Here is a 26,154-nt window from a genome sequence, read left to right as displayed (position 1 = left end):
CAGGGGTGCTAGCGGTTGGTGGATGAGGTGGTCTGCATCTCGGGGGTCTGCTCCTCGAGCTCCAGGGCGAGCCGCTTCGCGTTCATCCGCGCGACGCGCTTCGCGAGCAGCGAGCTGAGGAGCGGGCGGGCGGCACCGAACAGCACCGCGACGACGATCACGATGAGCAGCGTCACGCTGATGCCGCTGCTGAGGAACACGGAGTAGTCGCCGCGTGAGAGGGCGAGGGAGCGCTGGAAGTTCTCCTCGAGCATCGGCCCGAGGATCACGGCGAGCACCAGCGGGGTGAGGGGCACGGCGAACAGGTGGAAGAGGTAGCCGACGATGCCTGCCCCGAGCATCACGAAGATGTCGAATGCTGAGCCGTTGATGCTGTAGGTGCCGAGGAACATGAACGCGATGATGACGGCCATCAGGTAGTGGAACGGCACCTTGAGCACCGCGATCCACACTCGCGCGAGCGGCACGTTGAGGATGAGGAGGATCACGTTGCCGACGAGCAGGCTCGCGATGATCGCCCAGGCGACCTCAGGGTTGTCGCGGAACAGGAGCGGGCCGGGGATGAGGCCGTTGATCGTGAAGGCGCCGGCCATGATGGCCACGGTGGCGCTCGTCGGGATGCCGAGCGTGAAGAGCGGGATCATGGAGGAGACGGCGAGTGCGTTGTTCGCCGCCTCCGGCCCCGCGACGCCCTCGACGGCGCCCTTTCCGAACTCCCCGCCCCGGCGCGAGATGCGCTTCTCGAGGGCGTAGGAGGCGAGCGAGGTCGCGGCGCCGGGTGAGCCGGGCAGGAGGCCCATGACGAACCCGATGAAGGATCCGCGCATGAAGGGTCCGGCGGAGCGCCGCAGGTCGGTACCCGTCGGGAGGAGCTTGCCGACCTTGATGGGCTTGCGGATGCCGTCCTTGCCGCCGCGCGCCTGGGCGAGCACCTCGCTCATGCCGAACACGCCCATGACGATCGCGACGAGGCCGAGGCCGTCGAAGAGCTCGGGCATCTCGAAGGTGAAGCGCTGCACTCCCTGGCCCTGGTCGATGCCGACGCTCGCGATGGCAAGTCCGACGCCGACGCTGAGGAGCGCCTTGGCCGGGTCGCGGCCGGCGAAGCTCGCGACGAGCGCCATGCCCAGCACCGAGACGAGGAAGAGCTCGGGGGCGCCGAATTCGAGGGCGAGTCTGCTGAAGGGGGCGACGAGCACGAATCCGATGACCCCGATGAGGCCGCCGACGAACGAGGCGAGGGCTGCGATCACGAGCGCGGGCCCTCCTCGCCCCCTCTTGGCCATCTCGTAGCCGTCGAGCGTCGTCGCGATGGACGAGGCCTCGCCGGGTATGCGAAGGAGGACGGCCGTGATCGTCCCGCCGTAGGCCGCTCCGTAGAGGATGGCGGCGAGCATGATGATGGCTGTTGTCGCGTCCAGGCCGAAGGTGACCGGGATCAGCAGCGAGACGGCGGCGGCTGGGCCGAAGCCGGGGAGCACACCCACGAGCATGCCGATGACGCAGCCGAGGAGGGCGAAGAGCAGGTGCTCGGGGGTGAGGACGGTGATGAGGCCGCCGATGAGGTTCTCGAAGCCCATGTCAGAGTCCAATCCAGCTGAGGGGAGCGATGCTCGCGTGCGGCAGCGCGGTGTTGAGCCACACCTCGAAGACGAGGCGCGAGAGGCCCGTCACGACGAGCGCGACGAGGAGGGAGATCCACCAGCGGCGCCCACCGACGAAGATGAGGACGGTCGTGAGCATGAGCACCATGACGACCGAGTAGCCGAGGAGGGGGAGGAGTGCGGCGCCGAGGGCGACGCTTCCGACGATCGTGCCGATCCGGAGCCACGCCGCCTTGTCCGGCAGCGACTCGTCGTCCATCTCGTCGCTCTCTTCTCCTTCGAGGAGCGCCTCGAAGGGTGCGTCCGTCCCGATCGAGCCGGTCGCAGTCGGGAGATCCGGGAGGTGCGCTGGGGGCGCGCCGCGGACTCGCTCTGCGGCGAGGCGGAGGGCCCAGAGGAGGCCGGCACCGCCGACGAAGACCGCGGCGACGAGCGGCATGAGGCCGGCTCCGACCCCGGTATCCGCGGTGAGGCCGTAGCTCACCGCGGCGCCGCCGAAGGCGATTGCCGCCACGACGCAGGCGGCTGCGATGCCCCATTCTGCTCTGATCCTGTTCGATGACATCGTTGTCCTCCGCCTCTCTGCGGTTCGAATCCTGGTGCGTTTCGGGAAAGCCCTGCTCCCGGAGCGTTCGCCCCTTCGAGTGAACTTGCAACCTTGCACATGGTTGCAGGATTGTGGGAGAGTGTCAAGCAGAGCAAGAAAAGCTGGCACTGTGTTGCTGTGAGCAGCGGCAGTTGCACGGGCAACAGCATCCACTCAATGAGGAGTCCAGGTGAGTTTCAGATCGGTCATCGCCAGCAGCACCAAGCAGCTGAGCAGCTCAGAGCGCAAGGTCATGGCCGTGCTGCTGTCAGGCGAGCGCGTCTCGGAGGCGCCGGCAGCCGAGATCGCGCAGCGCGCGGGCACCCACGAGTCGACTGTCGTCCGTCTGGCGCAGAAGCTCGGCTACCGCGGCTACCCCGACCTGCGAGCCGATCTGCAGCGGGATGAGGGCTCTGAGGCTGCCGAGCAGGAGAGCTACATGCGGGCAGAGTCGGGCCACGACCTCTACTCGTTCGCGAGCGATGAAGCGGAGGCGCTCGAACGGCTCGCGAAGTACGTGCCGCAGGACGTCATGGAGGCCGCGGCTCGAGCGATCGACGCGTCGACGACGATCTACGTCTTCTCGGACGCCGACGACGAACGACCCCTCCGTGATCTCGCGGCGAGGCGTATGCGTCGGCTCGGGTTCACGGTCGTCACGCTCGAGAACAGCGCGAAGGACCTCGCCGAGAACATGGTCGGATTCGATGGTGATTCGACGCTCATCGCGTACGCCCTCAGGGAGGCGTCGATCCGTCTCGCCCCGCTCATGTCGGAGTGCCAGCGCCGAGGCGGGAAGGTCGTGCTCATCAGCGACGTGCCCGGGTTCCATTTCCGGCCGAACCCGGACCACCTCATCGCGGCTCCTCGCGGCGACGACAGCAGCTACCGCACGCCGCTGGTGCCCATCGCTCTCACCTATTCGCTCCAGCTCGCCGTATTCCACCTCGACCGCAGTCGCTACGCCGCAGTGCGCAGCCAGATCGAGGACCTGACCAGGCACTTCGGTGGCTCCGAGGAAGCTCCCCGGCGTCCATGACGGGGCGGCGACGCCGACCCCCAGCAGGCGGTGAGCAGCCGTGGCGCTTCGCGCTGAGCGTCCAAGCGGCGCTGCTGCAGTCAGCGTGGGTGGGCGCGCGTCTCATGATCGGCTACAAGGCGGTCGAGCTCGGTGCGACGGGGTTCGCGCTCGGGCTCGTCGCGGCCTCGTTCGCGGCGCCTGCACTGGTGGCGGCGCTTCCGGTCGGACGGCTGTCTGACCTGATCGGGGGAGCGAGGGTCGCGCTGCTCGGCGTGGCCGTCTTCGTGAGCGGCCCAGTCCTGCTCTGCTGGGCGAACGAGCTCTGGATCCTCGTGGTCGCGGCGGCGACGACGGGGATCGGCAGCCTCTTCGTCATGATCGGGCAGCAGACATTCACGGCCCATCGCGGACGCGACGGCACCAGCGACGGCACGTTCGCGGTGCTCACCACCGCCGCATCCCTCGGGCAGCTCGTCGGTCCGCCCATCGTCACCCTGACCGCCTCGGTCGGGGCCGTCGAGGCGAGTGCCCCGGACACTGTGCTCGGGGCGATCGCCTGCATCGTGCTGGTGGTGCTCGGACTTCTCGGCACGCCGGCGCTCCTGCGCGCCGACCGGCAGTCCGCAGCGGCGAAGCATGCCGAGGCCGAATCCGCGACGGATGCGAGTGGCGGGGTGCCGAAGCGGCGCCCCCGTCTTGTCGATCTCGGCAGGGGCAACGGCCTGTGGCGGTCGGTCGTAGTGAGCGCCGCCGTCCTCGTGACGGTCGATCTCCTGTACACGTTCGTTCCTCTGTGGGCTTCGGAGAAGGGCGTGTCGAGCGTCGCCGTGGGTGCGCTGCTCGCCGTCAGGGCCCTCGTGTCCGTCGTCTCGAGGGTCGGTCTCAGCCGGCTCGTGTCCCGCTTCGGACGCAAGGCGCTGCTGCTCGTCTCCATCGGCTGCGGCGTGGGTGCGCTCGTCGCGTTGCCGTTTGTCGCCGCGCTCGGCGCGATTCCCGTCATGATCGCGCTGGGCGTCGCCCTCGGCATCCCGCAGCCGCTCACGATGTCGTGGGTGGTGCGCATCACGCCGAAGGAGGTGAACGGGCAGGCGCTCGGCCTGCGCATGACGGCGAACCGCTTCGCGCAGATCGTGCTGCCGCTCGGTATCGGTGCGGTCGCCGGGCCGCTCGGCGTGAGCGTCATCCTGTGGGCGAACGCGGCGGTGCTCGCGGCCGCGCTGCTCATCGTGACCGGGTCGAGCGTCGATGACGAGGAGGCCCCGCGCTGAGGTCGGGCGCGAGGGCCGTGTGAGCAGCGCGTCGGCCCCATCCCAGCTTTCGCCGCGGTGGGGCCGAATCTCACTGGGGGAAGCGAGGGTCCTGGCCGTAGTCGTAGAGTCGGGCGGTCAGGGCGGCGTGCACCTGGGGTGGTGCGTCGTCGCCGATGAGCACACGCAGTCGAGTGTCGCCGGGGTCGCCGACGTGCGAGAGGATCGCCTCCGCCGCAGACGCGGGGGAGGTGCCGCTCGGTTCCACACCGGCCGGCGGCGCAGGCCAGGGGACGCTCGGCGTTCCGAAGAGCTGCGTGCGCAGGTCGTCGTAGGCGCCGATGGGCGTGCTGAACTGCATGCTGCCTCCGGCCCAGTCGGTGCCGAGCTCGCCCGGCTGCACGATCGTCACTCGGATGCCGAAGCCGGCGACTTCGGCGGCCAGCGCTTCGCTGAAGCCCTCGAGTCCCCACTTGGCCGCGTTGTAGAGGCCGAGCGTCGGCACGGTGCCGACCGCGCCGACCGTCGAGATCTGCACGATGTGGCCGGCGCCGCGTGCCCGCATCCCGGGCAGCACCGCCTGGCTGAGCCAGAGCGGTCCGAGGAGATCGGTGTCGATGATGCTGCGAGCTTCCGGCTCAGTGACCTCCTCCGCCGCGGCGATAAGGCCGTACCCGGCGTTGTTGACGAGAACGTCGACGGCCCCGAAATGCGAGGAGGCCCGCTCGACGACGTCGAAGGCCGCCGCTCGGTTCCGCACGTCGAGGGGGAGGACCAGCAGTCGGTCGTGCTCCGGGAGTGAGTGCTCGCCGCGCACCGTCGCGACGACGTTGTGCGACGCGCCCAGTGCGGCGAGGGTCAGGGCGCGTCCGAGTCCGCGGTTCGCGCCAGTGATCAGCCAGGTCTGCGCTGTGCTCATAGCTCGACGCTAGGCGATGATCCTCCCCGCACGGTGTATCGACGCAGCCGAGCCGAGCCGAGCCGAGCCGAGCCGAGGCGCGGGACCCCCTACTCGCCGACGCTCCCGTCGATCGCCTCGCGCAGCAGGTCGGCGTGGCCGTTGTGCCTGGAGTACTCCTCGACCATGTGGATGAGGATCCACCGCAGGCGAGGAATCCGGCCGTCCGAGAACCCCTTCGCGGCGGGGTAGGCGAGGCCCCCGGCGCGGAACGCGCGCTCCGCGGCGGCCCGCGCGCGTGCAACCGACGCCTCCCACTCGGCGAGCAGCTCGGCTGGCTCCTGCGCGCTCGCGGCGTCCCACTCCCAGTCGGGCGTCTTCGTCCAGTCGACGGACGCCCACGGCTCGCGTTGCTCCTCGCCGAAGAGGACAACCCCGAACCAGTCGTCCTCCACGTACGTGAGGTGCTTGACGAGGCCCCCGAGCGTCATGCTGCTCGGCGGCAGCGTCCTCGACAGTTCGGCCGAGCCGAGGCCCGAGAGCTTCCAGGCGAGCGTCGCCCGGTGGAAATCGAGGAAGCCGTTGAGCGTCGACCACTCGTCCTCACCGAGGGGCGGCTCTGGGCGGTCCTGCGCGTCGAAGATCGTCGTCATCGTGCGAGTCTAGGCACCGCCACCTGGCGAGCCGTGAGTCTGGCACGTGCGCAGACTGCCGCACGGAATGAACAGTGCCCCTGGAGGGACTCGAACCCCCAACCGTTTGCTTAGGACGCAACTGCTCTTCCATTGAGCTACAGAGGCTGGCGCGACAATGCTACCGGTGCTGGCGGCCTCCCGTGTGCAGTGGCGCCTGATTTCGGGACGAAAAGTTGGTCGAGGTGCGGGCGACGCACGCGCGCCTCCACCCGCCGAAGGGCCCAGACACCTACAGTGTCACGCGTGTGGGGTCTGTTTCGTAAACGAGGTTCAGAGCCGGGCGACGCGAAGAGCGACGGTCACGGCTCCGGCAAGGGTGCGCCCACAAACAATGAGACGGAGCCGATACCCGACCTCAGTCCAGTGCGCGAACGCCTCGAACGTGAGCGTGAGGCGCGCGACAGCGAGGCCCGCGAGACGGACGACGACCTCGATCTCGGACGCGACCACGAGGACGGCGTCAGGGCACGAGGTGGCGACGGCCCGAGCCTCACGCGAGGCCGTTCCTGGGTCGCGGATGCGGTTGCGCACGAGCGCAGGACCCACCCGGTTCCCTCCGCCGACGAGGAGGCGCTCACTGCGCTCGACCTCGAACGCGCCGAGCAGGCGAGGGCGCTCGAAGCCGCAGTCGACGCGGCGCAGGATTCATGGCTGCACGAGCTCGCGCAGCTCGGCGGACCATCCCCTCTGCTCGACTTCGCCGACGAACCCGGCACGTACGTCGAGCTGACCAGCGCGCACCCGGGCGGCATCGCCCCCTTCGCGGCGGGCAAGACCGTGCTGCTGTCTGCCCTCGTCCGCGAGCACTCCTCGTTCCGCGGGGCGCGCGACGCGGCCGACCTCATCGCGCAGAAGGGCACCGAGCTGCTCGCTGGCCGCGGCATGAGCACGATCCAGCTGGCCACGGGCTTCGCCGAGTGGACGCAGGACGGCACCCACTTCCGCGCCCCCATCCTGACCCGCACGGTCGACCTGCGCCGCGCGGGCCGCGACTACGAGTTCACCCTCAAGGGCCCCAGCCGAGTGAACGCGTCCCTTGCGAGGCACCTTGCGCAGCACTTCGGAGTGCGACTCCCGGTTGCCGAGCTGCTCGAGCTGGCGAAGTCGAACGACGCCTTCCTCCCGCAGCACGTCTTCGACCGCACTCGCGCGCTCGGCGCATCCATCCCGCAGTTCACGGTCTCGGCGCGCGCTGTCATCTCGAGCTTCGGGGAAGTCGCGAGCGCCATGCTCCGCGACACGAACGAGCTCACGCACCCCGTTCTGCGGGCACTCGCCGGAGACGAGGAGGCGCGCCAGAAGGTGGCCGCCGTGCAGCCGGCTGAGCAGCGACCGAGCCCTGACCGCCGCGACCCGGTGGGGGACCGGTTCCTCCTCGACGCGGACACCGAGCAGGAGCGCGTCGTCGACGCCATCGCTGCCGGCAATTCGGCCGTCATCAACACCATGCCGGGCACAGGCCTCACGCAGACCGTCATCAACGCGCTCGGTCTGCTCGTCGCCGACGGCAAGCGCGTGCTCGTCGTCACGCCCCGTTCCGCGAGCATCCGCGCCATTCGGGCGCGCCTCAAGAGCGTCGGGCTCGAGGGGCTCGCCGTCACGCCGCGCACCCTGCGCCGCGACGCGATCGCCTCGATCTCGCGCAACGAGAAGGCCCGCAAGCCCGCGATGCACGAGCTCGACGACGCCCTCGTCCGCCTCCGCCACGTGCTCGCCGACTACCGCGACGCGCTGGTGCACCCCGACCCCGCCCTCGGCGTCTCGGCCCTCGACGCGCTGGAGGAGCTCTCCCGCCTCGAGCTGCGCGAGCAGCCGCCGACGACGACCGCTCGACTCGACCGTGACGCCATCGAGGCGATCGCGACTGGCCGCGACGCCATCGCCCGCCAGCTGCGCGCCGCCGGCGAGCTCGGCCAGTTCAAGTACGGCCCGGACGACTCGCCCTGGTACGGCGTGTCCTTCGAGTCGACCGACGAGGCGAACCGCGCGCAGGAAGCCGCCATCGAGCTCGACGCCGGCACCCTCGTCGAGGTCATCGACCGTGCCCAGGAACTCGTCGGACGCACCAGGATGCGCCCGGCAGAGACCTACGGCGAGCTCGGCATCTACCTGCGCCTCCTGCTCGACCTGCGCGAGACCCTCGACCGGTTCCGCCCCGCGGTCTTCGACCACTCGCTGACGGACGTCATCCACGCCACGAACCCGAAGCGCGACGGCAGCGACCTGACGTCGGCCCGCCGCCGCCAGCTGCGCCAGCTCGCGAAGGACTACGTGCGGCCCGGCGTCGTCGTGGACGACCTCCACGAGTCGCTCAAGCTCGCCCAGCGCCAGCGCATCCTCTGGCACCGCTACGTCACGGACGGCTCTACGCCGACCGTCCCGACGGGCATCTCCGACGTGCGCAAGTTCCACCGCGAGGTCGCGGAGAAGCTGCGCCTCCTCGACGAGCCGCTCGTCGACGCCGGAGCCGTCTCGCTCAGCGAGCTGCCGCTGGCCGAGCTCCCGGCCCGCATCACGGAGCTCGCGGCCGACAGCGAGGTGCTGCACAACCTCGTCGAGCGCCTCACCATCATCGAGCGCCTCGAGAACCTCGGCCTGACGCCGCTGCTCGAGGACCTCTCCGAACGCCACGTCGAGGCTGAGGCGCTCGGCGACGAGCTCGAGCTCGCTTGGTGGCAGTCGGTGCTCGAAGATCTCCTCGACCGCGACAAGGCGCTCCTGAACGCCAACACGCGAGTCGTGACTCGCCTCGAGAGCGACTTCCGAGTCGTCGACCAGGCCCACACCGACCACTCGGCTGCCCAGCTCGCCTGGCAGCTCGCCGAAGCGTGGAAGGTCGCCATCGTCGACTACAGCGAGCAGGCGGATGCGCTCCGCCAGCTCCTGCGCCGTCCCGGCGTTCCCTCCACGAAGCTGGCCGTCGAGGCCGGCGACGTCTCCAAGAGCATCGCCCAGCTGTGGCTGACCACCCCGTACGACGTGCCGCTCGTGAGCGAGCGCATCCACTTCGACACGGTTGTGCTCGTGGATGCTGGAACCATGTCGATCGCCGAGAGCATCGGCGCGATCCGCAGAGGCGACCAGGTCGTCGCATTCGGCGACCCCGTCACCCAGTACCCGACGCCGTTCACGGTCGCCGTGACCCGCCCGGCGGCGGACAGCACCGACGCGTGGGGACTGCGCCACGAGGACGCCGTCGGCGAGTCCGTGTACTCGCGGCTCGCGGAGTTCCTGCCGGAGCACGCGCTCACGCGCAGCTATCGGGCCGGCGGAGAAGACCTCGCGGAGCTCATCAACAGGCGCTTCTACAAGGGGCGCATCCGCTCCATGCCGTGGGCGGGGACCCTGCTCGGGCACTCGAGCCTCAGCTTCTCCTTCGTCGAGAACGGCACGGGCCTGCCTGACCCGATCACGGGAGGGGTGGAATCCACCGACGGCGAGGTCAGCCGCGTCGTGGAGCTCGTCGTCGACCACGCCGTGCACCGGCCCCGCGAATCGCTCATGGTCGTCACGGCTTCCGCGCTGCACGCCCGCCGGGTCGAGCAGGCGGTCTACTCGGCCGCCTCGCGCCGGAGCGACATCGCCGACTTCTTCACGGCAGCACGTGGGGAACCGTTCACGGTCACCACGATCGAGCTGGCCACAGCGCAGTCACGGGACCGCGTGATCTTCTCCATCGGCTTCGGCCGCACACCCCACGGGCGCGTCCTCGCGAACTTCGGAGTGCTCGGCACCGAGCTCGGCGAGCGCGCGCTTGCCGTCGCCATGACGAGGGCGCGTCGCTCGCTGGTCATCGTCTCGTGCATCCGCCCCGGCGAGCTCGACCCTTCGCGCATGTCCCGCGGAGTGCTCGGACTCGCGCAGATCCTCGGCGAGGCAGAGACCAACGGCGATGCACCGGGCACGGGCACGGGCACTGGCCCAGGCGTTGAGCGGGGCGCAGCAGAGCAGACGCCCGCTTCCGACGACGACGGCACCGAGGTCGACGACCGCGAGGTCGAGGCGCCGCCCATGCTGCTCGACCTCGCGAACCGCCTCGAGTCGTTCGGAATGACGGTCGAGCTGTTCCACCGCGGCCGCATCCCGCTCGCCGCGGCCTACAAGGGCCGCGCCATCGCGATCGATACCGACGGCCTCGACCTGAGGATCGCGGGTTCGGCCGATGCGACGCTGCGGGAGACGCTGCGTCTGCGCCCTGAGCTCCTCAAGCGCCTCGGCTGGTACTACCTTCGAGTGCACTCGTTCGAGCTCTTCGCGCATCCGGAAGCGGTGGCACGACGCATCGCGAAGGCGCTCAAGGTGCCGCTGCCGGCGGAGACCGCGGTTATCACTGCCGGTTCCCTGCAAGGAGAGCTCGGTCAGCTCACCTCCGGTGCCGCGCCGAGCGGTGCGGCATCCAGCGCGAACCTCGAATCGGTCACGCTGCCGGACGGGAACCAGCAGATCGCGATCGGCCGCCCTGGCGAGCCAGGCGGTGCGAGCTGAGCGTGAACCCCGGCACGCCCGCACCACGGAAACCGCGACGCCGAGTCACCACGGAACCACCACCCGGCAGCGACCCGAACCCCCAATCGGCCGACGGCTCGAGCGGGCCCGCCGTGCTCGCCGGCGAGGATTCCCCCGCCGCGTGGGGCGACGCGCCCGTCCGCTACGCCGACGACCGCGTGGAGAGCCCCCGCGGGCCCAACGACGACCGACTGCGCGCCGACAAGCCGCCGCACTATGGCTGAGCGGGCGATAGAGCCGAACGACCCGACCGTCCCCGGCTCCGACCCCGAGCATCCGACAACCGGCCAGGTCCCCATCGTCTCGAGCGCCGACGACGCGCGACCGCCCATCCCCGCGGAGATCTGGGTCCTGCTCGTCGCGACCTTCTTCATCGCGATCGGCTTCGCGCTCATCGTGCCCGTCCTCCCGCAGTACGCGTTGAGCTTCGGCGTCGGCGCGACCCTCGTGTCGGTGGTCGTGAGTGCGTTCGCCTTCATGCGGCTCGTCTTCGCGCCCGGAGCGGGAGCCCTCATCAACCGGCTGGGGGAGCGGCGCATCTACGTCGCCGGCCTGCTGATCGTGGCCGCCTCGACCGCTGCCGTCGCGTTCGCGCAGGACTACTGGCAGCTGCTCGTGTTCCGTGGTCTCGGCGGCGTCGGGTCGGTCATGTTCACGATCTCGGCGGCCGGCATGATCGCCCGCTACTCCCCGCCGCAGATCCGCGGCCGAATCTCCGCCCTCTGGGGCGGTATCTTCCTCGTCGGGAACATCGCGGGCCCGGCGGTCGGCGGGGCGCTTGCGCAGTTCGGCATCGGAGTGCCGTTCCTCGTCTACTCGGGAACACTCGTGATCGCGGCGGCCATCGTCGGCATCATGATGGGCCGCGCTCACCGCATCACGGCGAAGAAGACCGCCGAGGAAGCCGGCCTGCACGACGCCGGCGACGACCGTGCACCCGCGGCCAAGAAGCTCGAGCCGAAGTCGCTCCGCGAGGCGCTCCAGGACTCCGCGTATCGCGCGTCCCTCGTGTTCGGCTTCGCCAACGGATGGGCGAACTTCGGGGTCCGCACCGCGATCCTCCCGCTGTTCGTCGCGACGAGCATCAGCCAGGAACCGTGGGTCATCGGCGTCGTCATCGCGGTCGGCGCCGTCGGGAACGTCATCTCGCTCCAGTACGCCGGCCGGAAGACCGACCGCATCGGGCGAAGGCCCTTCATTCTCGTCGGACTCGGCGTCTCCGCGGTCGCGATGTTCGCCACCGCGTTCGCCGGCGACATCGTCACGATGCTCGCCCTCAGCTTCGTGCTCGGGCTCGGTTCCGGATTGGCCGCGCCCGCCGAGCAGGCGGTCATCTCCGACATCATCGGCTACGGCCGAAGCGGCGGCCAGGTGCTCTCCACCTACCAGATGACGCAGGACGCCGGCAGCATCCTCGGCCCCATCGTCGCCGGCGTCATCGCCGACCTGTTCGGCTTCACCTGGGCGATCATCATCTCCTCGATGATGCTCGCCATCGCCTGTCTCTCCTGGGTGTGGGGCCGCGAGACATTCCGCTCGTCCTGAGCGAGCGACCGTCAGCGCTGGAAGCGGCGCAGGAGGCGACGTGGCCAGGGGGCTGGCGGCGGCATCACGGCTGGATGCGACTTGCAGCGTCTGCATGCAGAGACAGGAACGCCGCCGGGTGACCGGCGGCGTTCCTGCGGAGTGGTCCGAGCTGGCAGCGCTGCTGCGCCGAGCTCGGCGTCTCACCTAGGAGCGGGTCTCGGGGCCCTCGCCCTGGAGCTTCGCGGGTGCCTCCTGCTGTGCCTTGAGAAGGTCGCGGATCTCCTCGAGCACGTCCTTCTCGGTGACCGCGGCCTCGACGGCAGGCTTCGGCTTGCCGTGGATGAGGCGGTAGCTCATGTCGTTGAGCTTGTTGATCGGCAGGATGATCGCGAAGTACACGACCGCTGCGATCAGGACGAACTGGATGATCGCGGCGATGACCGCGCCGAAGCCGATGGGCACCGTGCCGATCGTGACCGTGGCGGCCGCGATGTCGTCCGCGTTGAACAGGGCGGCGATGACCGGGTTGAAGATGCCATCGACGATGGCGTTGACGATGCTCGTGAACGCTGCGCCGATGATGACGGCGACGGCAAGCTCGATGACATTGCCCCGCATGATGAATTCGCGGAATCCCTTCATGGGGTCCCCCTTTCGTTCGGTGCTGGAGTGCTGAGTCGTGTCAGTTCAGGACGCGGCGGGGGAGCTGCTGCCGCTCGAGGCGGCGGCGGGTGCCGCTTCCTTCTTGGTCGCGGCGGGCTTCGCCTCCGCGGAAGTCGAGGCGGAGGAAGAGCTCGAGCTCTTCTTCGCGCTGGCTGCGGAATCGGTCCGGTAGAAGCCGGATCCCTTGAAGGAGACGCCGACGGCACCGAAGACCTTGCGCAGCTTGCCTCCGCACTTGTCGCAGACGGTGAGGCTCGCGTCAGCGAACCCCTGCTGGATATCGAAGGCGTTGTCACATTCGGTGCAACGGTATGAGTAGGTAGGCATAATCTCGCTTTCGGGACCAGAACAGCATAATCGCGCGAGAGAGCCGGCGGGGTGATGCTTCAGAAACGTCGGATTCCCGACGGGGTGACGACCCCATCCACTCGCTCGTCGTGCACCTCACGAGGGACAGCCTCGAGCACCTCGTCGTCGTAGACCACCGCGTAGACGGGCGGCCGGCCGGCCATGGAGCCGAGCGTGCGGTCGAAGTACCCGCGACCCCAGCCCATCCGGTAGCCTTCACGGTCGACGGATGCGGCGGGGATGATGAGCAGGTCGGCGTCGCCGAGGGCGATGGGGCCGAGGAGATCGCCCGTGGCCTCGGGGAATCCGAGCTCGTGCGGGCGCTCAGACTGCCCGTCGGAGACGACCCAGTCGAGGAGTCCGTCCTCCCGCGTGACGGGCAGCAGGACGGTGATGTCAGCTGCACCGGCCCAGGCGAGGAAGGGCCGCGTGCTCGGTTCGAATTCGCCCGACAGGTAGCAGGAGATGCGCGTCGCGCCGTGCTCGGCGACGAGCTGCTGCAGGCGGAGGGAGATCTGCTCCCCATGCTCTGCCAGGAGCAGTTCACCGTGGCTGCGGCGGCGCTGTCTGGTGTCGGCGCGGAGTGCTCGTTTCTCGGTCTTCGCATCGGTCGACATGGGAACGAGCCTAGCGAAGCGACCCCTCGCGGGTTGGGGAGAGCTTGGCCGAGAACCCGGAGCCCGTGCCGCAATGACGCGCCACGTGCACCTGCGTTTCGCGATGGCATTCGGTGGCCATACGATACGGCCTATGTCCTCGCGCATCACTAAGGCCGTTATTCCAGCTGCGGGCCTCGGGACGAGGTTCCTGCCCGCGACGAAAGCCATTCCCAAGGAGATGCTCCCGGTCGTCGACCGTCCCGCCATCCAGTACGTGGTCGAGGAAGCCGTCGAGGCGGGGCTGTCGGACGTGCTCATGATCACGGGGCGCAACAAGACGACGCTCGAGAACCACTTCGATCGTGTCGCCGAGATCGAAGCGCTGCTCGAGGCGCGCGGGGAGACGGAGAAGCTCGATCGCGTCCGCGCGGCCACGAATCTCGCCGATGTCCACTATCTGCGCCAGGGGGATCCGCTCGGTCTGGGGCACGCGGTCCTGCGTGCGCACCAGCACGTCGGCCACGAGCCCTTCGCCGTGCTGCTCGGCGACGACATCATGGCGGGCGGATCGCTGCTCTCGCGCATGATCGAGGTGCACGAGGCGACCGGCGCGAGCGTCGTCGCGCTCCAGGAAGTCGACCCGGCCATGATCTCCTCGTACGGCGTCGCCGCCTACGACGCGTCGTCGAGTGTCGAAGACGGCGTCCCGGGGGCCGGGCCGGACACGATCCAGATCACCGGGCTCGTCGAGAAGCCCGCGCTCGAGGACGCTCCGTCGAACTACGCCGTCATCGGCCGCTACCTGCTGCGACCTGAGGTCTTCGGGGTGCTCGAGCAGACCAAGCCGGGCGCTGGGGGCGAGATCCAGCTGACCGACGCCCTGCAGGTGCTCGCCGCGAACCGCGAGGAGCTGGGTGGAGTGGTCGGTGTCGTCTACCGTGGTCGGCGCTTCGACACGGGCAACAAGCTCGACTACATCAAGGCGATCGTCGAGCTCGCCGTCGACGACCCGAAGCTCGGACCCGCGCTCAGCCCGTGGCTGAAGCAGTTCGCCGCCTCGATCGGCGAGTAGACTCCGCTTTCTATGAGCGCATCCGTCCCCACGCTGACGCACGGCCCCGTGTCGCTGCGTCCCATCAGGGTCCGGGACGCGCGGGAGTTGGAGTCCGTGCTGCTCGCGAACCGCGAGTGGCTGCAGCCGTGGGAGGCGACGAGCCCGGGCGGCGGTGGCCGCTGGGATGTTCGGGGTGGTATCCGCTCGCTCCTGTCCCAGGCCTCAGCGCACACGGCTCTGCCGTTCGTGATCACCTACGAGGGTCGATTCGCCGGACAGCTGACGGTCTCCGGTATCAGCTACGGGGCCCTGTCATCCGCGACTCTCGGCTACTGGGTCGCACGTGAGTTCGCCGGCAAGGGGCTCGCGACGATCGCCACCGCGATGGCCACCGACCACTGCCTGCAGGGCCTCGGCCTGCACCGCATGGAGGTGTGCATCCGGCCGGAGAACGCAAAGTCCCTGCGGGTCGTCGAGAAGCTGGGCTTCAGGTACGAAGGCCTGCGTCGCCGCTACATCCATATCGACGGCGACTGGCGCGACCATTTCTGCTTCGGCGTCGTCCGCGAGGAGGTCCCTCAGGGCGTGCTGCGGCGCTGGCGCGAGGGTGTCGCAGACGAGCGCGAGGCGCAGGTGCCTCAGGCTGACTGGGAACGGACGGCGCAGCCCCTCGTCTGAATCGCCGCGACGCTGCGAGCGTTGATATCCGCCTGCTTCGCCGGTTGTCGCAAGAACTTCGACAATCTCGAATCAGACACTCCGCACCAATCGGGGTCGGCGGCTCGGTCCGCGCTTAATGTTGACGCCATGCAGTTCGGCAGCAGTCTCGTCCTCGCCCTGGCGGTGACGCTCTGGCTCGCCTATTTCGTGCCGACGTGGGTGCGCCGTCGCAACTACCTCGCAACCGAGGAGAACGCGATCCGGATGCAGCAGGCGCTCCACTCGCTCGCGAACACGAGCGAGCTCGGTCAGGCGCGTGTGCGCGCCGACGGTCGCAGCGTCGTCGAGCAGGAGCGACGAATCAAGCGCGCGAAGGCTGAGGCAGAGCGCGCAGAACGCGAACGCGACGAAGCCGCGCGGCGTGCTCTTCCGACGGTCGCCGTCCCACGCTCCATCGAGGACCGCCAGCGGGCCGCCCGCGCAACGCGTCGCGGCCGGCTCGTCACGTCCCTGCTCACGCTCGCCGGTCTCATCGCTGTCGGCGTGGGAATCGCACTCGGCTCGAGCATCGGCGTCTGGTGGGTGCTCGTCGCCGGCGTCGTGACCGTGCTCGCCGGAGTCGCGGGCCTCCAGCGCCTGGCACGCATCGCGAACGCGCAGCGCCTCGCGGTGCGCGCGGCGGGCGGCACGCAACGGGTGCCGCGCGCTGAGCGTCGCCCCGACTCGACGATCGACTTCTCCGTGAGCGACGCGCCCACCGTCGAGATTCAGCCGATTGCGGCTGCGGATGACGCTGAGCCGCTCGCGAGCTGGGTTCCGGTTCCCGTGCCGAAGCCGCTCTACCTCGAGCGCCAGCCAGTCGAGGAGCTGACAGCTGTCGAGAACACGGGGGACGCCTCCGGTCGTCCGGGGCCGGATGGTCCCGGTGGCGGCGTCGAGGTCGAGAAGGTCAACCACCTCGAGCTGCTTCGCGAGGCTGCTCGTCGCTCCGAGCAGAAGATCCGGGATGCACACGCGCAGCCGGGCATCGCGACGTTCTCGACGCGCGCATCCGCTGCGACGGAGGGCATGCCGCTTGCGCAGACCGCTGCCACCCGGGCGGGGCTCGCGCAGTCGTCGCCCGCGCTGAGCGAGGTCGTCCTGAACCCGATCGTCGTCGCGCCCGTCGAGAAGCGGCCGAGCCGCTGGGCGAGCATGGGAGTCATCGAGGAGATCGAGCCCGGGATGGGCGACCTCGACGCAGCACTGCGCCGCCGCCGCGTCGGCTAGTTGCCGCCGGGCTTCGCGCCCTATCCACTAGTGTGGTCGGATCATGGCTTCACCAGTAGACGGCGATCCTTTCGCGCTGACCGACAACGCATCGATCGATGTGCCGAACGGAATCTTCGCGGCGGGCGACGAGACGCTTGACCGCACTGGCGCGACGAATGCGCGCCTGGTGCTCGGCGGCCCCTTCGCACGGTTCCGGGCGGCGCCGTCCGCTGCTCGCGTGAGCTGGTTCGTCGCGGCGGTCGCGCTCCTCGTCGTGGTCGTCGTCATCCCCGTTGCGATCGGCTCCTTCGCGACGGTCCGCAAGGAATCCCTCGCGGCCTCCACCGCTGCTCCCGACCAGCCAGCCGTTGTGGTGCTGAGCGCCGAGACGCTCGCGGTCAGCGCGCAGGTCGATGCCATCGAGCCCGCCTATGTCATGTCGAACGGCCTCGTCACGGATGAGTCGAAGACGAAGATGGGCGACATGCTGACCGAAGCTCGTGAGCAGATCAACGTGAATGATGCCGCCGGTGCTGCCACGACGATGGAGGCGGCCGTGCCGTACTTCGTATCGGAATACTCGCAGCGCGTCGCGACGGCCGCCGAGACGCAGGTCGAGGAATACGTCCAGTCCGAGTACGAGACCGACGAGCGCCTGGCCGAGCTGATCGCGATCGTTCGGGAGAATGCGGACGGGCAGGACCTCACGGCGCTCGTGTCTGCCGTCATCGAGATCCCCCAGGTTGTCGGTGACGCGCGCGCCGAGCACTTCGGGAACCGGAGGACGTACGTTCCACCGGCGCCCACGACGGCCGCCCCAGCTCCGACGAGTTCCGCAGCGACCCAGCCGCCCGCAACGGAGGCGCCTCAGCTGACTCAGGCGCCAGCACCCTCGCAGACGTCCGCTCCTGAGCCCTCCAAGGATCCGAAGCCCGAGCCGAAGCCAACCGGTGGGCCCAACTTCACGTCGGCCCCGAACGGCGACTAGCCGCCGCTGCGGTTCCGCTGCTTCGCGCGTCCGGAAGGCGCTCAGACGGTGAGGGCCCGCGCGCGGTAGTGGCCAGGCGTGACATCGAGGACACGTCGGAAGGCATCGATGAAGGTGCTCGTCTGCGCGTAGCCGAGCGAGCGTGCCACGAGGGCGACGCTCGACCCGTTCGAGAGCTGCTCGAGCGCGGACTGCACTCGGACCATCTGGCGCCAACTGTGGAAGGAGACGCCCGTCTCGTTCTGGAAGATGCGCGCCAGCGTTTTGCTGCTGACCTCGAGGGAGAGGGCCCACTCCTCGAGCGACGTGCGGTCACCCGGTTGTGCCCTGAGCGCATCCGCGATGGGGACGATGCGCCGGTCACGAGGCATGCGGACCCGGAGATCGTGGCTGGCCGGGTCGAGGTTGTCGAACAGGACTCGTTCGATGTTGCGACGCTGCACCTGCGAGATGCCCTCGGCCGCGAGTCGTGTGAGGAGCTCGTGGAGCAGGGGTGTGACGGTGACCCCGTACGCTTCGCGCGGTCGGAGGTACGATTCGCGCTCCGAGAAGAATGTTGCCTGGAATTCGCACTGCGCCGATGCGCGGCTCGTGTGGGGTGTGCCCGCCGGGACCCAGACGGCGAAGTGCGGCGGCACGACCCAGGCGCTTCGTTCGACGATGAGCTTCAGGACTCCACGTTGCACGGAGAGGAGCTGGCTGACGGGGTGGGAGTGAGGTCCCCACTCGAGTGGCTGGCCGGATTCCTGCCGGGGCGCCGCTGTCGCCGCGGGAAGCAGCGACGCAGGAGGCGAGGTATCTGGTTTGAGCACGAGGGTGCGAGGGTCAGGTTGCCATGTGGGCAGCGGTCCGGCGGTGTGCATAATCTGACATGCTACACATGCTCGGACCGTTCCAACGCTCTTACATGCGAAGTCAAGAAGCGTACAGGAATTCTGCGCTTGCGAGCTCATCTTTTGGCGATGCCGAGGAGTGATGGCTGGTCGGCGCTGTGCTCATGGTCGACCGTCGGGCGCCCGCGAGATTGGCGGTGTCGGGCGCCTGGTGGTAGAGTTTCCGTTCGTCAGGGCCTATGGCGCAGTTGGTAGCGCGCCTCGTTCGCATCGAGGAGGTCAGGAGTTCGAATCTCCTTAGGTCCACCAGACACAAGAAGCCCGCCGGTCTCCGGCGGGCTTCTTTGTCTGCTGCTGTCCGGTCTCCGCGGACGTGGTTCTGGGTGGGCATGAGTTCCGATCTTTGAGCTGCCGCGTTGGTGTGCCTCGGGCACCCACCTCCGCGGTGACCCGTGCGGCCAGCACGAGCCGTCGGGGTTCTTGGATCGTCCTCTCTGCCGACGGCGCGCTTGCCGGGAATGCCACCCCAAATACGACCAGAGCATTGCGAATTGGTGCATTTTCGACGCGAATACCGCCGGTCTGATGGAGCGCGGCTGCGTCCCGGCTGCGCTTCGCTAGTCTCTGATCGTTCGAGGGGGAAGATGTGGATCAGCGCTGCAGTTTTCAGCGAGTCCTTGCGCCGCTGTCCCTGCTCGACGTTCGTCACCAGGGAGGCATTCGGACGTTGGTTCTTGGCGCGGGGACGCGGCGCGCATGGAAGGGCGCAGCGCGTGCCACCCGTGAGGGACTCGTCGGGCATCGAATCGAGGCGCCGACGGTGCGGGCAGTGGCGGCAGCCCTGAGGGAAGGCGGCTCGCTGCTGGAGACCTATGCGGTACGTCGTGCGACGCGCCGCCTCCTGCGCGCGTTGGGGGACGGGCGCATTCCGGCGCTGATGCCGACTCGGGTGCTCGCCGGGGTGACCGTGCTCGTCGAGTCCTGCAACCTGGACGGCAGCGCGGAGATCGCGCGGCTCAGCTACGCGGCACCACGCCAGGTCGGCACCCAGGCTCGAGGCGGAGCAGAGGCCGCTCCGGCACGCGCGATGCGCGAGCCGGGCTGAGTGCACGAGTCAGGACGGCCAGCGCCGGTCGGATGCGCTCAGGCGGTCTCGCGATACCGCTTGGCGGCCGCGACCAGGTCCCGCAGCTCCGCCTCGGACGCCTTCGCTCCGTAACCCGGGGTGTCTCGCTGGATGCGCCAGCCCTCCGAGAGCGGGATGAGCGCAACGGTGTCGAACCCGAACTGGTCGTAGAGACCGCGCGCGAACTCCAGCGCCTCGTCGCTGTCGCTCGCCGCGACGAGCGCGCGACGCGAATCGGAACCCGCTGGGCGAGCGTCGGCCGTGATGTCGGCCGCGGCGATGTGGTTGAAGGCCTTGACGACGCGTGATCCGGGCAGGTGCGCCTGGAGGAGCTCGGCAGTTGTGGTCGACTCATCGTCGAGCTCGGCGATGCTGCCGTCGCGCTGCGGGTAGTAGTTGTTGGTGTCGAGCACGATCTTGCCGGCGAGGGCGTCGACGGGGATGCTCTGGTACGCGTGCAGCGGCACCGTCACGACCGCGACGTCGGCGGCCTCCGCAACGTCGAGCGCGGTCGCTGCGCGGGCATTCGGTCCGAGCTCCGCCACCAGCGCGGCGAGCGTCTCCGGTCCGCGCGAGTTGCCGATGACCACGTCGTAGCCCGCCTCGATCGCCTTGCGCGCGACCTGGCTGCCGATGTTCCCTGCTCCGATGATTCCAAGAGTTGTCATGCTCGAGACAACTCGCGGAGGGTGGCGGCTCTTCCGAGATGACACCGGGTGACGGCATGTGACGCCGGTAGGATCGCGACGACACGGAGGAGCTGACATGGCCGGGCATCGCATCTACGGAACCGCGTTCGCGGACGTCTACCCCCACTACGTGGCGAAGGCGGAGCGCAAAGGACGCACCAAGGCCGAGGTCGACGAGATCATCCGCTGGCTCACCGGCTACAGCGAAGAGCAGCTCGGTGGCACGATCGAGACGCGCGTCGACTTCGAGGCGTTCTTCCGCGATGCGCCGCTCATGCAGCCCAAGCGGTCGCTCATCACCGGGGTCGTCTGCGGCATCCGCGTCGAGGAGATCGAGGAGCCCCTCATGCAGGAGATCCGCTACCTCGACAAGCTCGTCGACGAGCTGGCCAAGGGCAAGGCGATGGAGAAGATCCTCCGCGCCTGAGGCCCGTACCCGTCTGCGGTGTGCGGCGCGGTGCCCTCTGCCGGTAGCGTGAGGGTGTGAGCGCCCCGAACCCCGCAGGCAACCCGGCCACCTCCTCTCTCGGTCGCCGGCGGATCGGGGGCGGCGCGGGCTCTCGGCGCGGCGGACGCATCTCCGGCCTGGACCTTGCGAGGTTCCTCGCGCTCATCGGCATGATGGCGACCCACGTCTGGGTCACGAACGCCGACGGTTCGACGCCGGCGCTGGCCGCGTTCCTCGGCGGCAAGGCCGCAGCCCTGTTCGCCGTGCTCGCAGGCATCGGGGTCGTGCTGACGACGCAGCGACAGCGCGAGCGCCGAGCGTTCGGCGCCGCGGCCCTCAACGTCTTCGGGCGCGGCCTCGCCCTCATGCTGATCGGCATGACGCTGGGTCTCGTCCCCACACCGATCGCCGTGATCCTCGTCTACTACGGGCTCGTCTTCTGGCTCCTCGTCCCACTGCTGCGGCTCTCGAACCTCTCCCTGCTCATGGTCGCGACCGCGTGGGCGGGCCTGTGGCCCTTCCTCTCCATGCTGCTGCGGGCGCCGCTCAACGTGGGCTCTGAGCTCGGAACGCCGAACTGGTTCGACCTGGCACATCCGCTCGAGCTGCTCCGCGGACTCTTCGTGACGGGTACCTACCCCGTGCTCACCTGGGTGGTCTACGCGATCGTCGGCATGGTGGTCGGGCGGATGCTGCTGGCGGCCCGAGAACGAGGCACGATCCTGCAGCTGAGCCTCGGACTCACGGCAGTCGGCGCGCTCCTCGCGCTGGTCGGAGTCGGCATCAGCATGCTGCTGGCGGGCCCCTTCGGCGGCCTCAACTCGATCGGTGCCTCGACAGGCACGGGGGCGCAGGCCTCCGAGCTCTTCTACTCGGCGGCGTTCGGCACCACGCCGACGGAGAGCAGCTGGTTCCTCGCCTCACCCGCGCCGCACTCGGGAACGACGTTCGATCTCGCTATCACAGCCGGCACCTCGCTCATCGCGATCGGCCTGTGCCTGGCTGTCTGCCTCCGACTCGGCGACACGGCCATCCGCGTGCTCGGACCCGCGCTGGGCGCTGGGGCAACACCGCTCACCATCTACGCGCTGCATGTGGTCGTCGCGGGTGTGACCTACACGACCCTCGTCAGCGGAGGGTGGCTCGCGGAGGCCCCCGAGCTGTTCTGGCTCGTCTCGAGCGCCCCGATCTGGCTGATCCACGTGGCGGGGGCCCTGGCTGTCGGTGCGGTCTTCTTCTGGTGGCAGCGGCGCGGCCCGCTGGAGGCGGCCGTGACCTGGACCGGCCAGCGGTTCGCGGCCCTCGCGGCGCCCCGCGCCTCGCAGACGGTGGAATGAGCCAGCGCCGCGAGTACTGCTCGCGCTGTGCTTGGATTGCTGCATGCTCAGCAAGAACCATGACATCGCGGTCGGGGAGTGACCTCCCGGGTAGACCGGCGCGCGCGCATCGCAGTCGCGGCCATGTTCCTCACCAACGGGGCGCTCTTCGCGAATCTGCTGCCACGCTATCCGGGGCTGAAGGCCGAGCTCGCGCTGAGCAACGTCGAGTTCGGGCTCGTCGTCGCCGCCTACCCGAGCGGGGCCCTTCTCGCGGGGCTGGCGGCCGCAGCGCTCATCCGTCGCTTCTGGTCATCGCGTCTCGCCGTGGCCGGCACGGCCATCACGAGCGTCGCACTGTTCGCCGCGAGCTTCGCCCCCAACGGACTGCTGCTGGCGGCCGCCTTCGCGTTCGGTGGGGCGGCGGATGCACTCACTGACGTGGCGCAGAACTCGCACGGGCTGCGGGTCCAGCGTCGCTTCGGGCGCTCCATCATCAACGGCTTCCATGCGATCTGGTCGATCGGGGCCGTGCTCGGCGGCCTCATGGGAGCCGCCGCGGTGGCGCTCCAGGTGCCGCTCCCGCTGCACCTCGGCGTCAGCGGCGCCCTGTTCACGCTCGTCGCGGTCCTCGCCTACCGGTGGATGATCCCCGGCCCGGAGCACGACGACGTCGAGGTCACGACGGCGGGGATCAGGGTCGTCAAGGCCGGGGCATCCGCTCGCGGCGGTTCGGCGAAGTACCTGGTGCTGCTCGCGCTCGTGCTGCTCACCGTGGCGGGCTCGGTCGTCGAGGATTCGGGCAGCACCTGGGCGGCGCTCTACCTGTCCGGTTCGCTCGAGGCCCCGCAGGCGCTCGCGGCCTTCGGCTTCATCGCGCTCGTCGGGGCGCAGTTCGTGGGGCGGATGCTCGGGGACCGGCTCGTCGATCGCTTCGGCGAGCGGCGGGTCGCGCAGGCGGGTGGCCTCGTGACCGCGCTCGGAATGGGCGTCGCGCTGCTGTTCCCGAGCGTCGGGGGGACGATCGCGGGCTTCGCGGCCGCTGGTCTCGGAATTGCCACGCTGGTGCCCGCGGCCCTGCATGCGGCTGATGAGCTGCCAGGGTTCAAGCCGGGCACGGCCATCACGTTGGTGTCGTGGCTCATGCGCCTCGGCTTCCTCGCCGCACCGCCCCTCGTCGGCCTGCTCGCCGACGCGACGTCGCTCCGCGTCGGGCTTATCGTGGTTCCGATCGCCGGAGTCGTGGCGTTCCTATGCGCAGGCGTTCTCGCGGGGCGCACTCGCCGATCAGATCCGACCTCCTAGGAGCAGGCATGCAGCAATCCATGGACCAGGTGTTCGAGATCGTCGCGGTCGTCGTCGAGGCGCTAGGCGCGTCGGCCATCGTCATCGGCATCGTCATCGCGGTGGTGCTCGCCGTGGTGGCGCTCGTGCGAGGGAAGGGCGGCAAGGTCGCCCTCGCGACGCTCCGCACCTCGCTCGGAGCTGGCATCCTGCTCGGACTGGAGGTGCTCGTTGCCGCCGACCTCGTCCGCACGATCACGTCGAAGCCCTCGCTTGAGGACGCTCTCATCCTGGGACTCATCGTCGTGATCCGAACGGTGCTGAGCATGTCCATCCAGATCGAGATCGAGGGTGTGCTGCCGTGGCGCCGTGCTCTCACCACGAGCGGCGCACAGCTGCTGGCGGACCAGGTCAGAGCGGCAGGCCGTCCCGAGTCTGCAGGTGCGACCGGGGCCGGTGAGGGGCGCACCGTCGTCTGAGGTGCCGGGTCGAGAGACGAATGTGGCCCGCACCCTGGACGGGGCGGGCCACGGCTCGTGGTGTGCTCGAACGTCAGACGTCGAGGACCGCGCGGAGCATGTGGGCGACGCGCGCTCGGTTGCTCGGCGTGTCCTGCCAGGCGAGCACTCGCCCGAGGGAGTCCACGACGTGGAATCCGGCGTGCGCGACGCAGCGCGCTTCCGAGGCGGAGAACTGCGGCTTCACGGCGCGCAGGAGTCCTGCCCACTCCTCGACGTGGTCGCGCTGGAGCGCGATGAGACGCTCCCGCTCGTCGTCGCCGAGGTTCGTCGACTCGGCGATGTAGACCTGCAGCAGCCGGTGGTGCGCGAGCTGGGCTTCCACGTAGGCGTCGATCAGGCCATCGAGCGCGGCTTCGTGGCTGTCGACGGCGGCGAAGACCTCGCGGGTCACCTGGCCGAGGTACTCGGCGGCACGTGAGCACGCAGCGGCGAGGATGCCGCTCTTGCTCTCGAAGTGCCGGTACACGCCGGAGGCGGTGATACCGACGGCACCGCCGATCTCCTCGATGCTCACGAGGTTGTATCCGCGCGCGAAGAAGAGCTCGATGGACCGGGCGACGATCTGCTCGCGCTTCGCCGTGGAAGGGATTCCGGTCGCTGCGGGAGCGACGTAGGACTCGATCTCGGGCAGCTCTGCCTCGAAGGCGCGCTGGGCAGCCGCACGGAGGTAGTCGGCGGCGGCCGACGAGATGCTGGTGCGGTGCATCGAGACGCTCGCGAGCACGGCGAAGGCCGCACGACTCTGCAAGGCGGCGTCCTCGGTACGCAGGTTCGGGCGCAGTTCCTTGAGCACTGTCGAGAAGCGACCGTAGACCTTGGCGAGGCGCTGGTCGACGGACGCGCGGTCGGCGGGCTCGAGGTAGCGGGACTCCCAGCGGATGATCTCTCCGGTGCCGCGGCGCTTGATGAGGCTGTCCAGCGTCGCGCTGATCAGCGCAGAGGACTGCTCGGCCGGGGGAGCGCCGATGACCGCTGCGCTCTCTGCCGCGTCGTCGGTGGCCGTCTCGACCGCGTCGACGATGCCGAACGCCGTGTGCTTGAAGAGGTCGTACTTGTTCGCGAAGTGACGGTAGAGGGCGGGGGCCGAGATGCCGACCGACGCTGCCACGTCGCTCATGCTCACCTGGTGGTAGCCGCGCAGGGCGAATGCCTGAGTGGCGGCGGACTCGATGCGCTGCTTGCGGTCCTTGGGGCGGACGACTGGGGTATGAGGCCACGTGGGGGGAGTGGTCATGGAGGGAGTGTTGCTCCGTTCGAGGTCTGGTGCTGGTAGTGAACGAGGCATTTCGCGGTCGGGGGTCCGCGCCTCGCCCAAGAAGGATACCTTCCTCCCTGCCAGTCGACCCTGGAACACACCAGATCTTCGGCTCACGGGGGAGGACTCCCCGTGAACGACGAATGCCGCCCTCACGCGGATCGTGTCTGGCCTCGGTGGCGGGAGCCAGAAGCGCCGCCAGCCGCCAGCGCGAGCAGACGGAACTGCCCATTCCGCGTCGGTGAGGCGAGTGCTCTGCTCTCCCACTTCACCAAGGGGGCACACTGGGTTCGCCGCGATCGTCGTCGTTGACAGATCGGAGGCTGCGGGCGAGGTGAAGTCGGCTTCTGCTTTGCGAACCGCGGGGTCATTCGTGGTGAGTGGTCAACGGGATGCACTCGCCGGGACAGACAAAACGAGTGCGACCCGAAGGTCGCACTCGTTGTGCGTGGTCATCCCGTCAGAGGACGGGGACCGCTGAGAGCCTGTATTTAGAGCGGGCGGATGCTCTCGGCCTGGAGACCCTTGGGTCCCTGGGTCACATCGAACTCCACGCGCTGGTTCTCTTCAAGCGTGCGGAAACCCTGGACGTCGATTGCGGAGTGGTGCGCGAAGACGTCGGGCGTTCCGTCGTCCGGAGCGATGAAGCCGTAGCCCTTGTCTGCGTTGAACCACTTCACGATGCCAGTTGCCATGTTTTTCTTCCTTCATTGTTATGCAGCCCGTACTTCGGGCGGGTGATCCGCGAACGGATCTGTGCTTATTAGGCACGGTTTATTTCGCGCAGGAATGCGCTGCCGAATCTGTGACGATTCGGGCTGCTCTTCCACGGCGCCGTAGGAGAGCAAAGATTAGGGGTGGATAAGTTCTTGGGCTCGGTGCTGTCTGGGGGCAGTTCCGATTCGGATGGGGCGCGCGCTCGACCCGTGTTAACTGCGGTGCTACTGGACGGCTTCCCGACGCTCAGCGCGTGAAACCAACGCTATCACGCTCCGCGCCCGCAATCGAAGGTGTTTTCTCGCGGAAAAGTCACGC

25 protein-coding genes and 2 tRNA genes are annotated in these 26,154 nt (G+C 69.1%); 15 read left to right on the top strand and 12 right to left on the bottom strand.

All coding sequences use genetic code 11. The features are described from left to right. Positions 1-8 precede the first annotated feature (8 nt). A complete protein-coding gene (locus ITJ61_RS06850; protein WP_104307059.1) occupies positions 9-1,580 on the bottom strand; it encodes a tripartite tricarboxylate transporter permease in 1,572 nt (523 codons plus the stop codon). A gap of 1 nt (position 1,581) precedes the next feature. Continuing rightward, positions 1,582-2,169, bottom strand: a complete 588-nt coding sequence (locus tag ITJ61_RS06845; RefSeq protein WP_104241834.1) for a tripartite tricarboxylate transporter TctB family protein — start codon at positions 2,167-2,169, stop codon at positions 1,582-1,584. Positions 2,170-2,380: 211 nt separating this feature from the next. Between ITJ61_RS06845 and ITJ61_RS06840 the strand changes: the two genes are divergently transcribed. Further along, the gene (locus tag ITJ61_RS06840; RefSeq protein WP_104241832.1) at positions 2,381-3,229 is read left to right on the top strand and encodes a MurR/RpiR family transcriptional regulator; all 849 of its coding nucleotides are present in this window, start codon (positions 2,381-2,383) and stop codon (positions 3,227-3,229) included. Further along, on the top strand, positions 3,226-4,479 hold the full coding sequence (locus tag ITJ61_RS06835; RefSeq protein WP_194685853.1) for an MFS transporter: 1,254 nt from the start codon (positions 3,226-3,228) through the stop codon (positions 4,477-4,479). The genes ITJ61_RS06840 and ITJ61_RS06835 overlap by 4 nt, the downstream gene beginning before the upstream one ends. A gap of 70 nt (positions 4,480-4,549) precedes the next feature. Here the strand turns inward: ITJ61_RS06835 and ITJ61_RS06830 are convergent, their stop codons facing one another. The 3 genes from ITJ61_RS06830 to ITJ61_RS06820 form a co-directional block, all read right to left on the bottom strand. Further along, on the bottom strand, positions 4,550-5,377 hold the full coding sequence (locus ITJ61_RS06830) for an SDR family NAD(P)-dependent oxidoreductase (RefSeq protein WP_194685852.1): 828 nt from the start codon (positions 5,375-5,377) through the stop codon (positions 4,550-4,552). Between the two features lie 89 nt (positions 5,378-5,466). Then, positions 5,467-6,009, bottom strand: coding sequence for a DinB family protein (locus ITJ61_RS06825; RefSeq protein ID WP_104299317.1), 543 nt, complete (start codon positions 6,007-6,009; stop codon positions 5,467-5,469). A 75-nt stretch (positions 6,010-6,084) separates the two neighbouring features. After that, a tRNA-Arg gene (locus ITJ61_RS06820) sits at positions 6,085-6,156 on the bottom strand. Positions 6,157-6,414: 258 nt separating this feature from the next. Here ITJ61_RS06820 and ITJ61_RS06815 point away from each other — a divergent pair. The 3 genes from ITJ61_RS06815 to ITJ61_RS06805 are packed head-to-tail and all read left to right on the top strand — an operon-like array spanning position 6,415 to position 12,102. Continuing rightward, complete coding sequence (locus tag ITJ61_RS06815; protein ID WP_194685851.1) at positions 6,415-10,536, top strand: AAA family ATPase; 4,122 nt, start codon at positions 6,415-6,417, stop codon at positions 10,534-10,536. 2 nt (positions 10,537-10,538) lie between these two features. Continuing rightward, positions 10,539-10,781, top strand: coding sequence for a hypothetical protein (locus ITJ61_RS06810; protein ID WP_194685850.1), 243 nt, complete (start codon positions 10,539-10,541; stop codon positions 10,779-10,781). Further along, positions 10,774-12,102 carry an MFS transporter gene (locus tag ITJ61_RS06805; RefSeq protein ID WP_194685849.1) on the top strand — a complete coding sequence of 443 codons (1,329 nt, stop codon included), beginning with the start codon at positions 10,774-10,776 and terminating at the stop codon, positions 12,100-12,102. Before ITJ61_RS06810 ends, ITJ61_RS06805 begins: the two co-directional genes overlap by 8 nt. Positions 12,103-12,288: 186 nt before the next feature. Here ITJ61_RS06805 and mscL read toward each other — a convergent pair whose 3' ends face one another. From mscL to ITJ61_RS06790, 3 genes are read right to left on the bottom strand one after another with little or no spacing between them, the layout of a single operon-like run. After that, the gene (gene mscL / locus ITJ61_RS06800; RefSeq protein WP_104241822.1) at positions 12,289-12,726 is read right to left on the bottom strand and encodes a large conductance mechanosensitive channel protein MscL; all 438 of its coding nucleotides are present in this window, start codon (positions 12,724-12,726) and stop codon (positions 12,289-12,291) included. Between the two features lie 45 nt (positions 12,727-12,771). Then, positions 12,772-13,074: an FmdB family zinc ribbon protein gene (locus tag ITJ61_RS06795; RefSeq protein WP_194685848.1), complete on the bottom strand. Its 303-nt coding sequence runs from the start codon at positions 13,072-13,074 to the stop codon at positions 12,772-12,774. 59 nt (positions 13,075-13,133) lie between these two features. Continuing rightward, positions 13,134-13,712 carry a 5-formyltetrahydrofolate cyclo-ligase gene (locus ITJ61_RS06790; RefSeq protein ID WP_194685847.1) on the bottom strand — a complete coding sequence of 193 codons (579 nt, stop codon included), beginning with the start codon at positions 13,710-13,712 and terminating at the stop codon, positions 13,134-13,136. A gap of 133 nt (positions 13,713-13,845) precedes the next feature. Here ITJ61_RS06790 and ITJ61_RS06785 point away from each other — a divergent pair, with 133 nt between their 5' ends. The 4 genes from ITJ61_RS06785 (at position 13,846) to ITJ61_RS06770 (ending at position 17,647) form a co-directional block, all read left to right on the top strand. Continuing rightward, the gene (locus ITJ61_RS06785) at positions 13,846-14,766 is read left to right on the top strand and encodes a UTP--glucose-1-phosphate uridylyltransferase (RefSeq protein WP_104299298.1); all 921 of its coding nucleotides are present in this window, start codon (positions 13,846-13,848) and stop codon (positions 14,764-14,766) included. Positions 14,767-14,778: 12 nt separating this feature from the next. Further along, a complete protein-coding gene (locus ITJ61_RS06780; RefSeq protein ID WP_104241814.1) occupies positions 14,779-15,426 on the top strand; it encodes a GNAT family N-acetyltransferase in 648 nt (215 codons plus the stop codon). A 129-nt stretch (positions 15,427-15,555) separates the two neighbouring features. After that, complete coding sequence (locus ITJ61_RS06775) at positions 15,556-16,677, top strand: hypothetical protein (protein ID WP_104241812.1); 1,122 nt, start codon at positions 15,556-15,558, stop codon at positions 16,675-16,677. A 43-nt stretch (positions 16,678-16,720) separates the two neighbouring features. Next, on the top strand, positions 16,721-17,647 hold the full coding sequence (locus tag ITJ61_RS06770) for a hypothetical protein (RefSeq protein WP_104241810.1): 927 nt from the start codon (positions 16,721-16,723) through the stop codon (positions 17,645-17,647). A gap of 41 nt (positions 17,648-17,688) precedes the next feature. On the opposite strand, the gene ITJ61_RS20235 is transcribed toward ITJ61_RS06770, so the two are convergent. Next, positions 17,689-18,459 (bottom strand): helix-turn-helix transcriptional regulator, encoded by a 771-nt coding sequence (locus tag ITJ61_RS20235; RefSeq protein WP_194685846.1) that lies wholly within the window; start codon positions 18,457-18,459, stop codon positions 17,689-17,691. A 254-nt stretch (positions 18,460-18,713) separates the two neighbouring features. Between ITJ61_RS20235 and ITJ61_RS06760 the strand changes: the two genes are divergently transcribed. Both ITJ61_RS06760 and ITJ61_RS06755 read left to right on the top strand, forming a co-directional pair. Beyond that, positions 18,714-18,789, top strand: a tRNA-Ala gene (locus ITJ61_RS06760). Between the two features lie 520 nt (positions 18,790-19,309). After that, positions 19,310-19,585 (top strand): hypothetical protein, encoded by a 276-nt coding sequence (locus ITJ61_RS06755; RefSeq protein ID WP_194685845.1) that lies wholly within the window; start codon positions 19,310-19,312, stop codon positions 19,583-19,585. 38 nt (positions 19,586-19,623) lie between these two features. On the opposite strand, the gene ITJ61_RS06750 is transcribed toward ITJ61_RS06755, so the two are convergent. Further along, positions 19,624-20,274, bottom strand: coding sequence for an NADPH-dependent F420 reductase (locus tag ITJ61_RS06750; protein ID WP_194685844.1), 651 nt, complete (start codon positions 20,272-20,274; stop codon positions 19,624-19,626). A gap of 97 nt (positions 20,275-20,371) precedes the next feature. On the opposite strand from ITJ61_RS06750, the gene ITJ61_RS06745 reads away from it, so the two are divergent. From ITJ61_RS06745 to ITJ61_RS06730, 4 genes are all read left to right on the top strand, one after another. Then, the gene (locus ITJ61_RS06745) at positions 20,372-20,722 is read left to right on the top strand and encodes a DUF2200 domain-containing protein (RefSeq protein WP_104241802.1); all 351 of its coding nucleotides are present in this window, start codon (positions 20,372-20,374) and stop codon (positions 20,720-20,722) included. Positions 20,723-20,778: 56 nt separating this feature from the next. Continuing rightward, the gene (locus ITJ61_RS06740) at positions 20,779-22,080 is read left to right on the top strand and encodes a heparan-alpha-glucosaminide N-acetyltransferase domain-containing protein (RefSeq protein WP_104299293.1); all 1,302 of its coding nucleotides are present in this window, start codon (positions 20,779-20,781) and stop codon (positions 22,078-22,080) included. A gap of 78 nt (positions 22,081-22,158) precedes the next feature. Beyond that, complete coding sequence (locus ITJ61_RS06735; RefSeq protein ID WP_323744310.1) at positions 22,159-23,364, top strand: MFS transporter; 1,206 nt, start codon at positions 22,159-22,161, stop codon at positions 23,362-23,364. A gap of 8 nt (positions 23,365-23,372) precedes the next feature. After that, entirely contained in the window at positions 23,373-23,822 is a 450-nt protein-coding gene (locus ITJ61_RS06730; protein WP_194685843.1) for a DUF1622 domain-containing protein, read from the top strand. Between the two features lie 73 nt (positions 23,823-23,895). Here the strand turns inward: ITJ61_RS06730 and ITJ61_RS06725 are convergent, their stop codons facing one another. Next, on the bottom strand, positions 23,896-25,098 hold the full coding sequence (locus ITJ61_RS06725; protein WP_194685842.1) for a TetR/AcrR family transcriptional regulator: 1,203 nt from the start codon (positions 25,096-25,098) through the stop codon (positions 23,896-23,898). A gap of 512 nt (positions 25,099-25,610) precedes the next feature. Next, positions 25,611-25,814, bottom strand: coding sequence for a cold-shock protein (locus ITJ61_RS06720; protein ID WP_068478769.1), 204 nt, complete (start codon positions 25,812-25,814; stop codon positions 25,611-25,613). Positions 25,815-26,154: the final 340 nt, after the last annotated feature.

Source organism: Pseudoclavibacter sp. VKM Ac-2888, from assembly GCF_015351285.1.
GTDB lineage: Bacteria > Actinomycetota > Actinomycetes > Actinomycetales > Microbacteriaceae > Pseudoclavibacter.
This window is presented reverse-complemented; position numbering and strand designations above follow the sequence as displayed.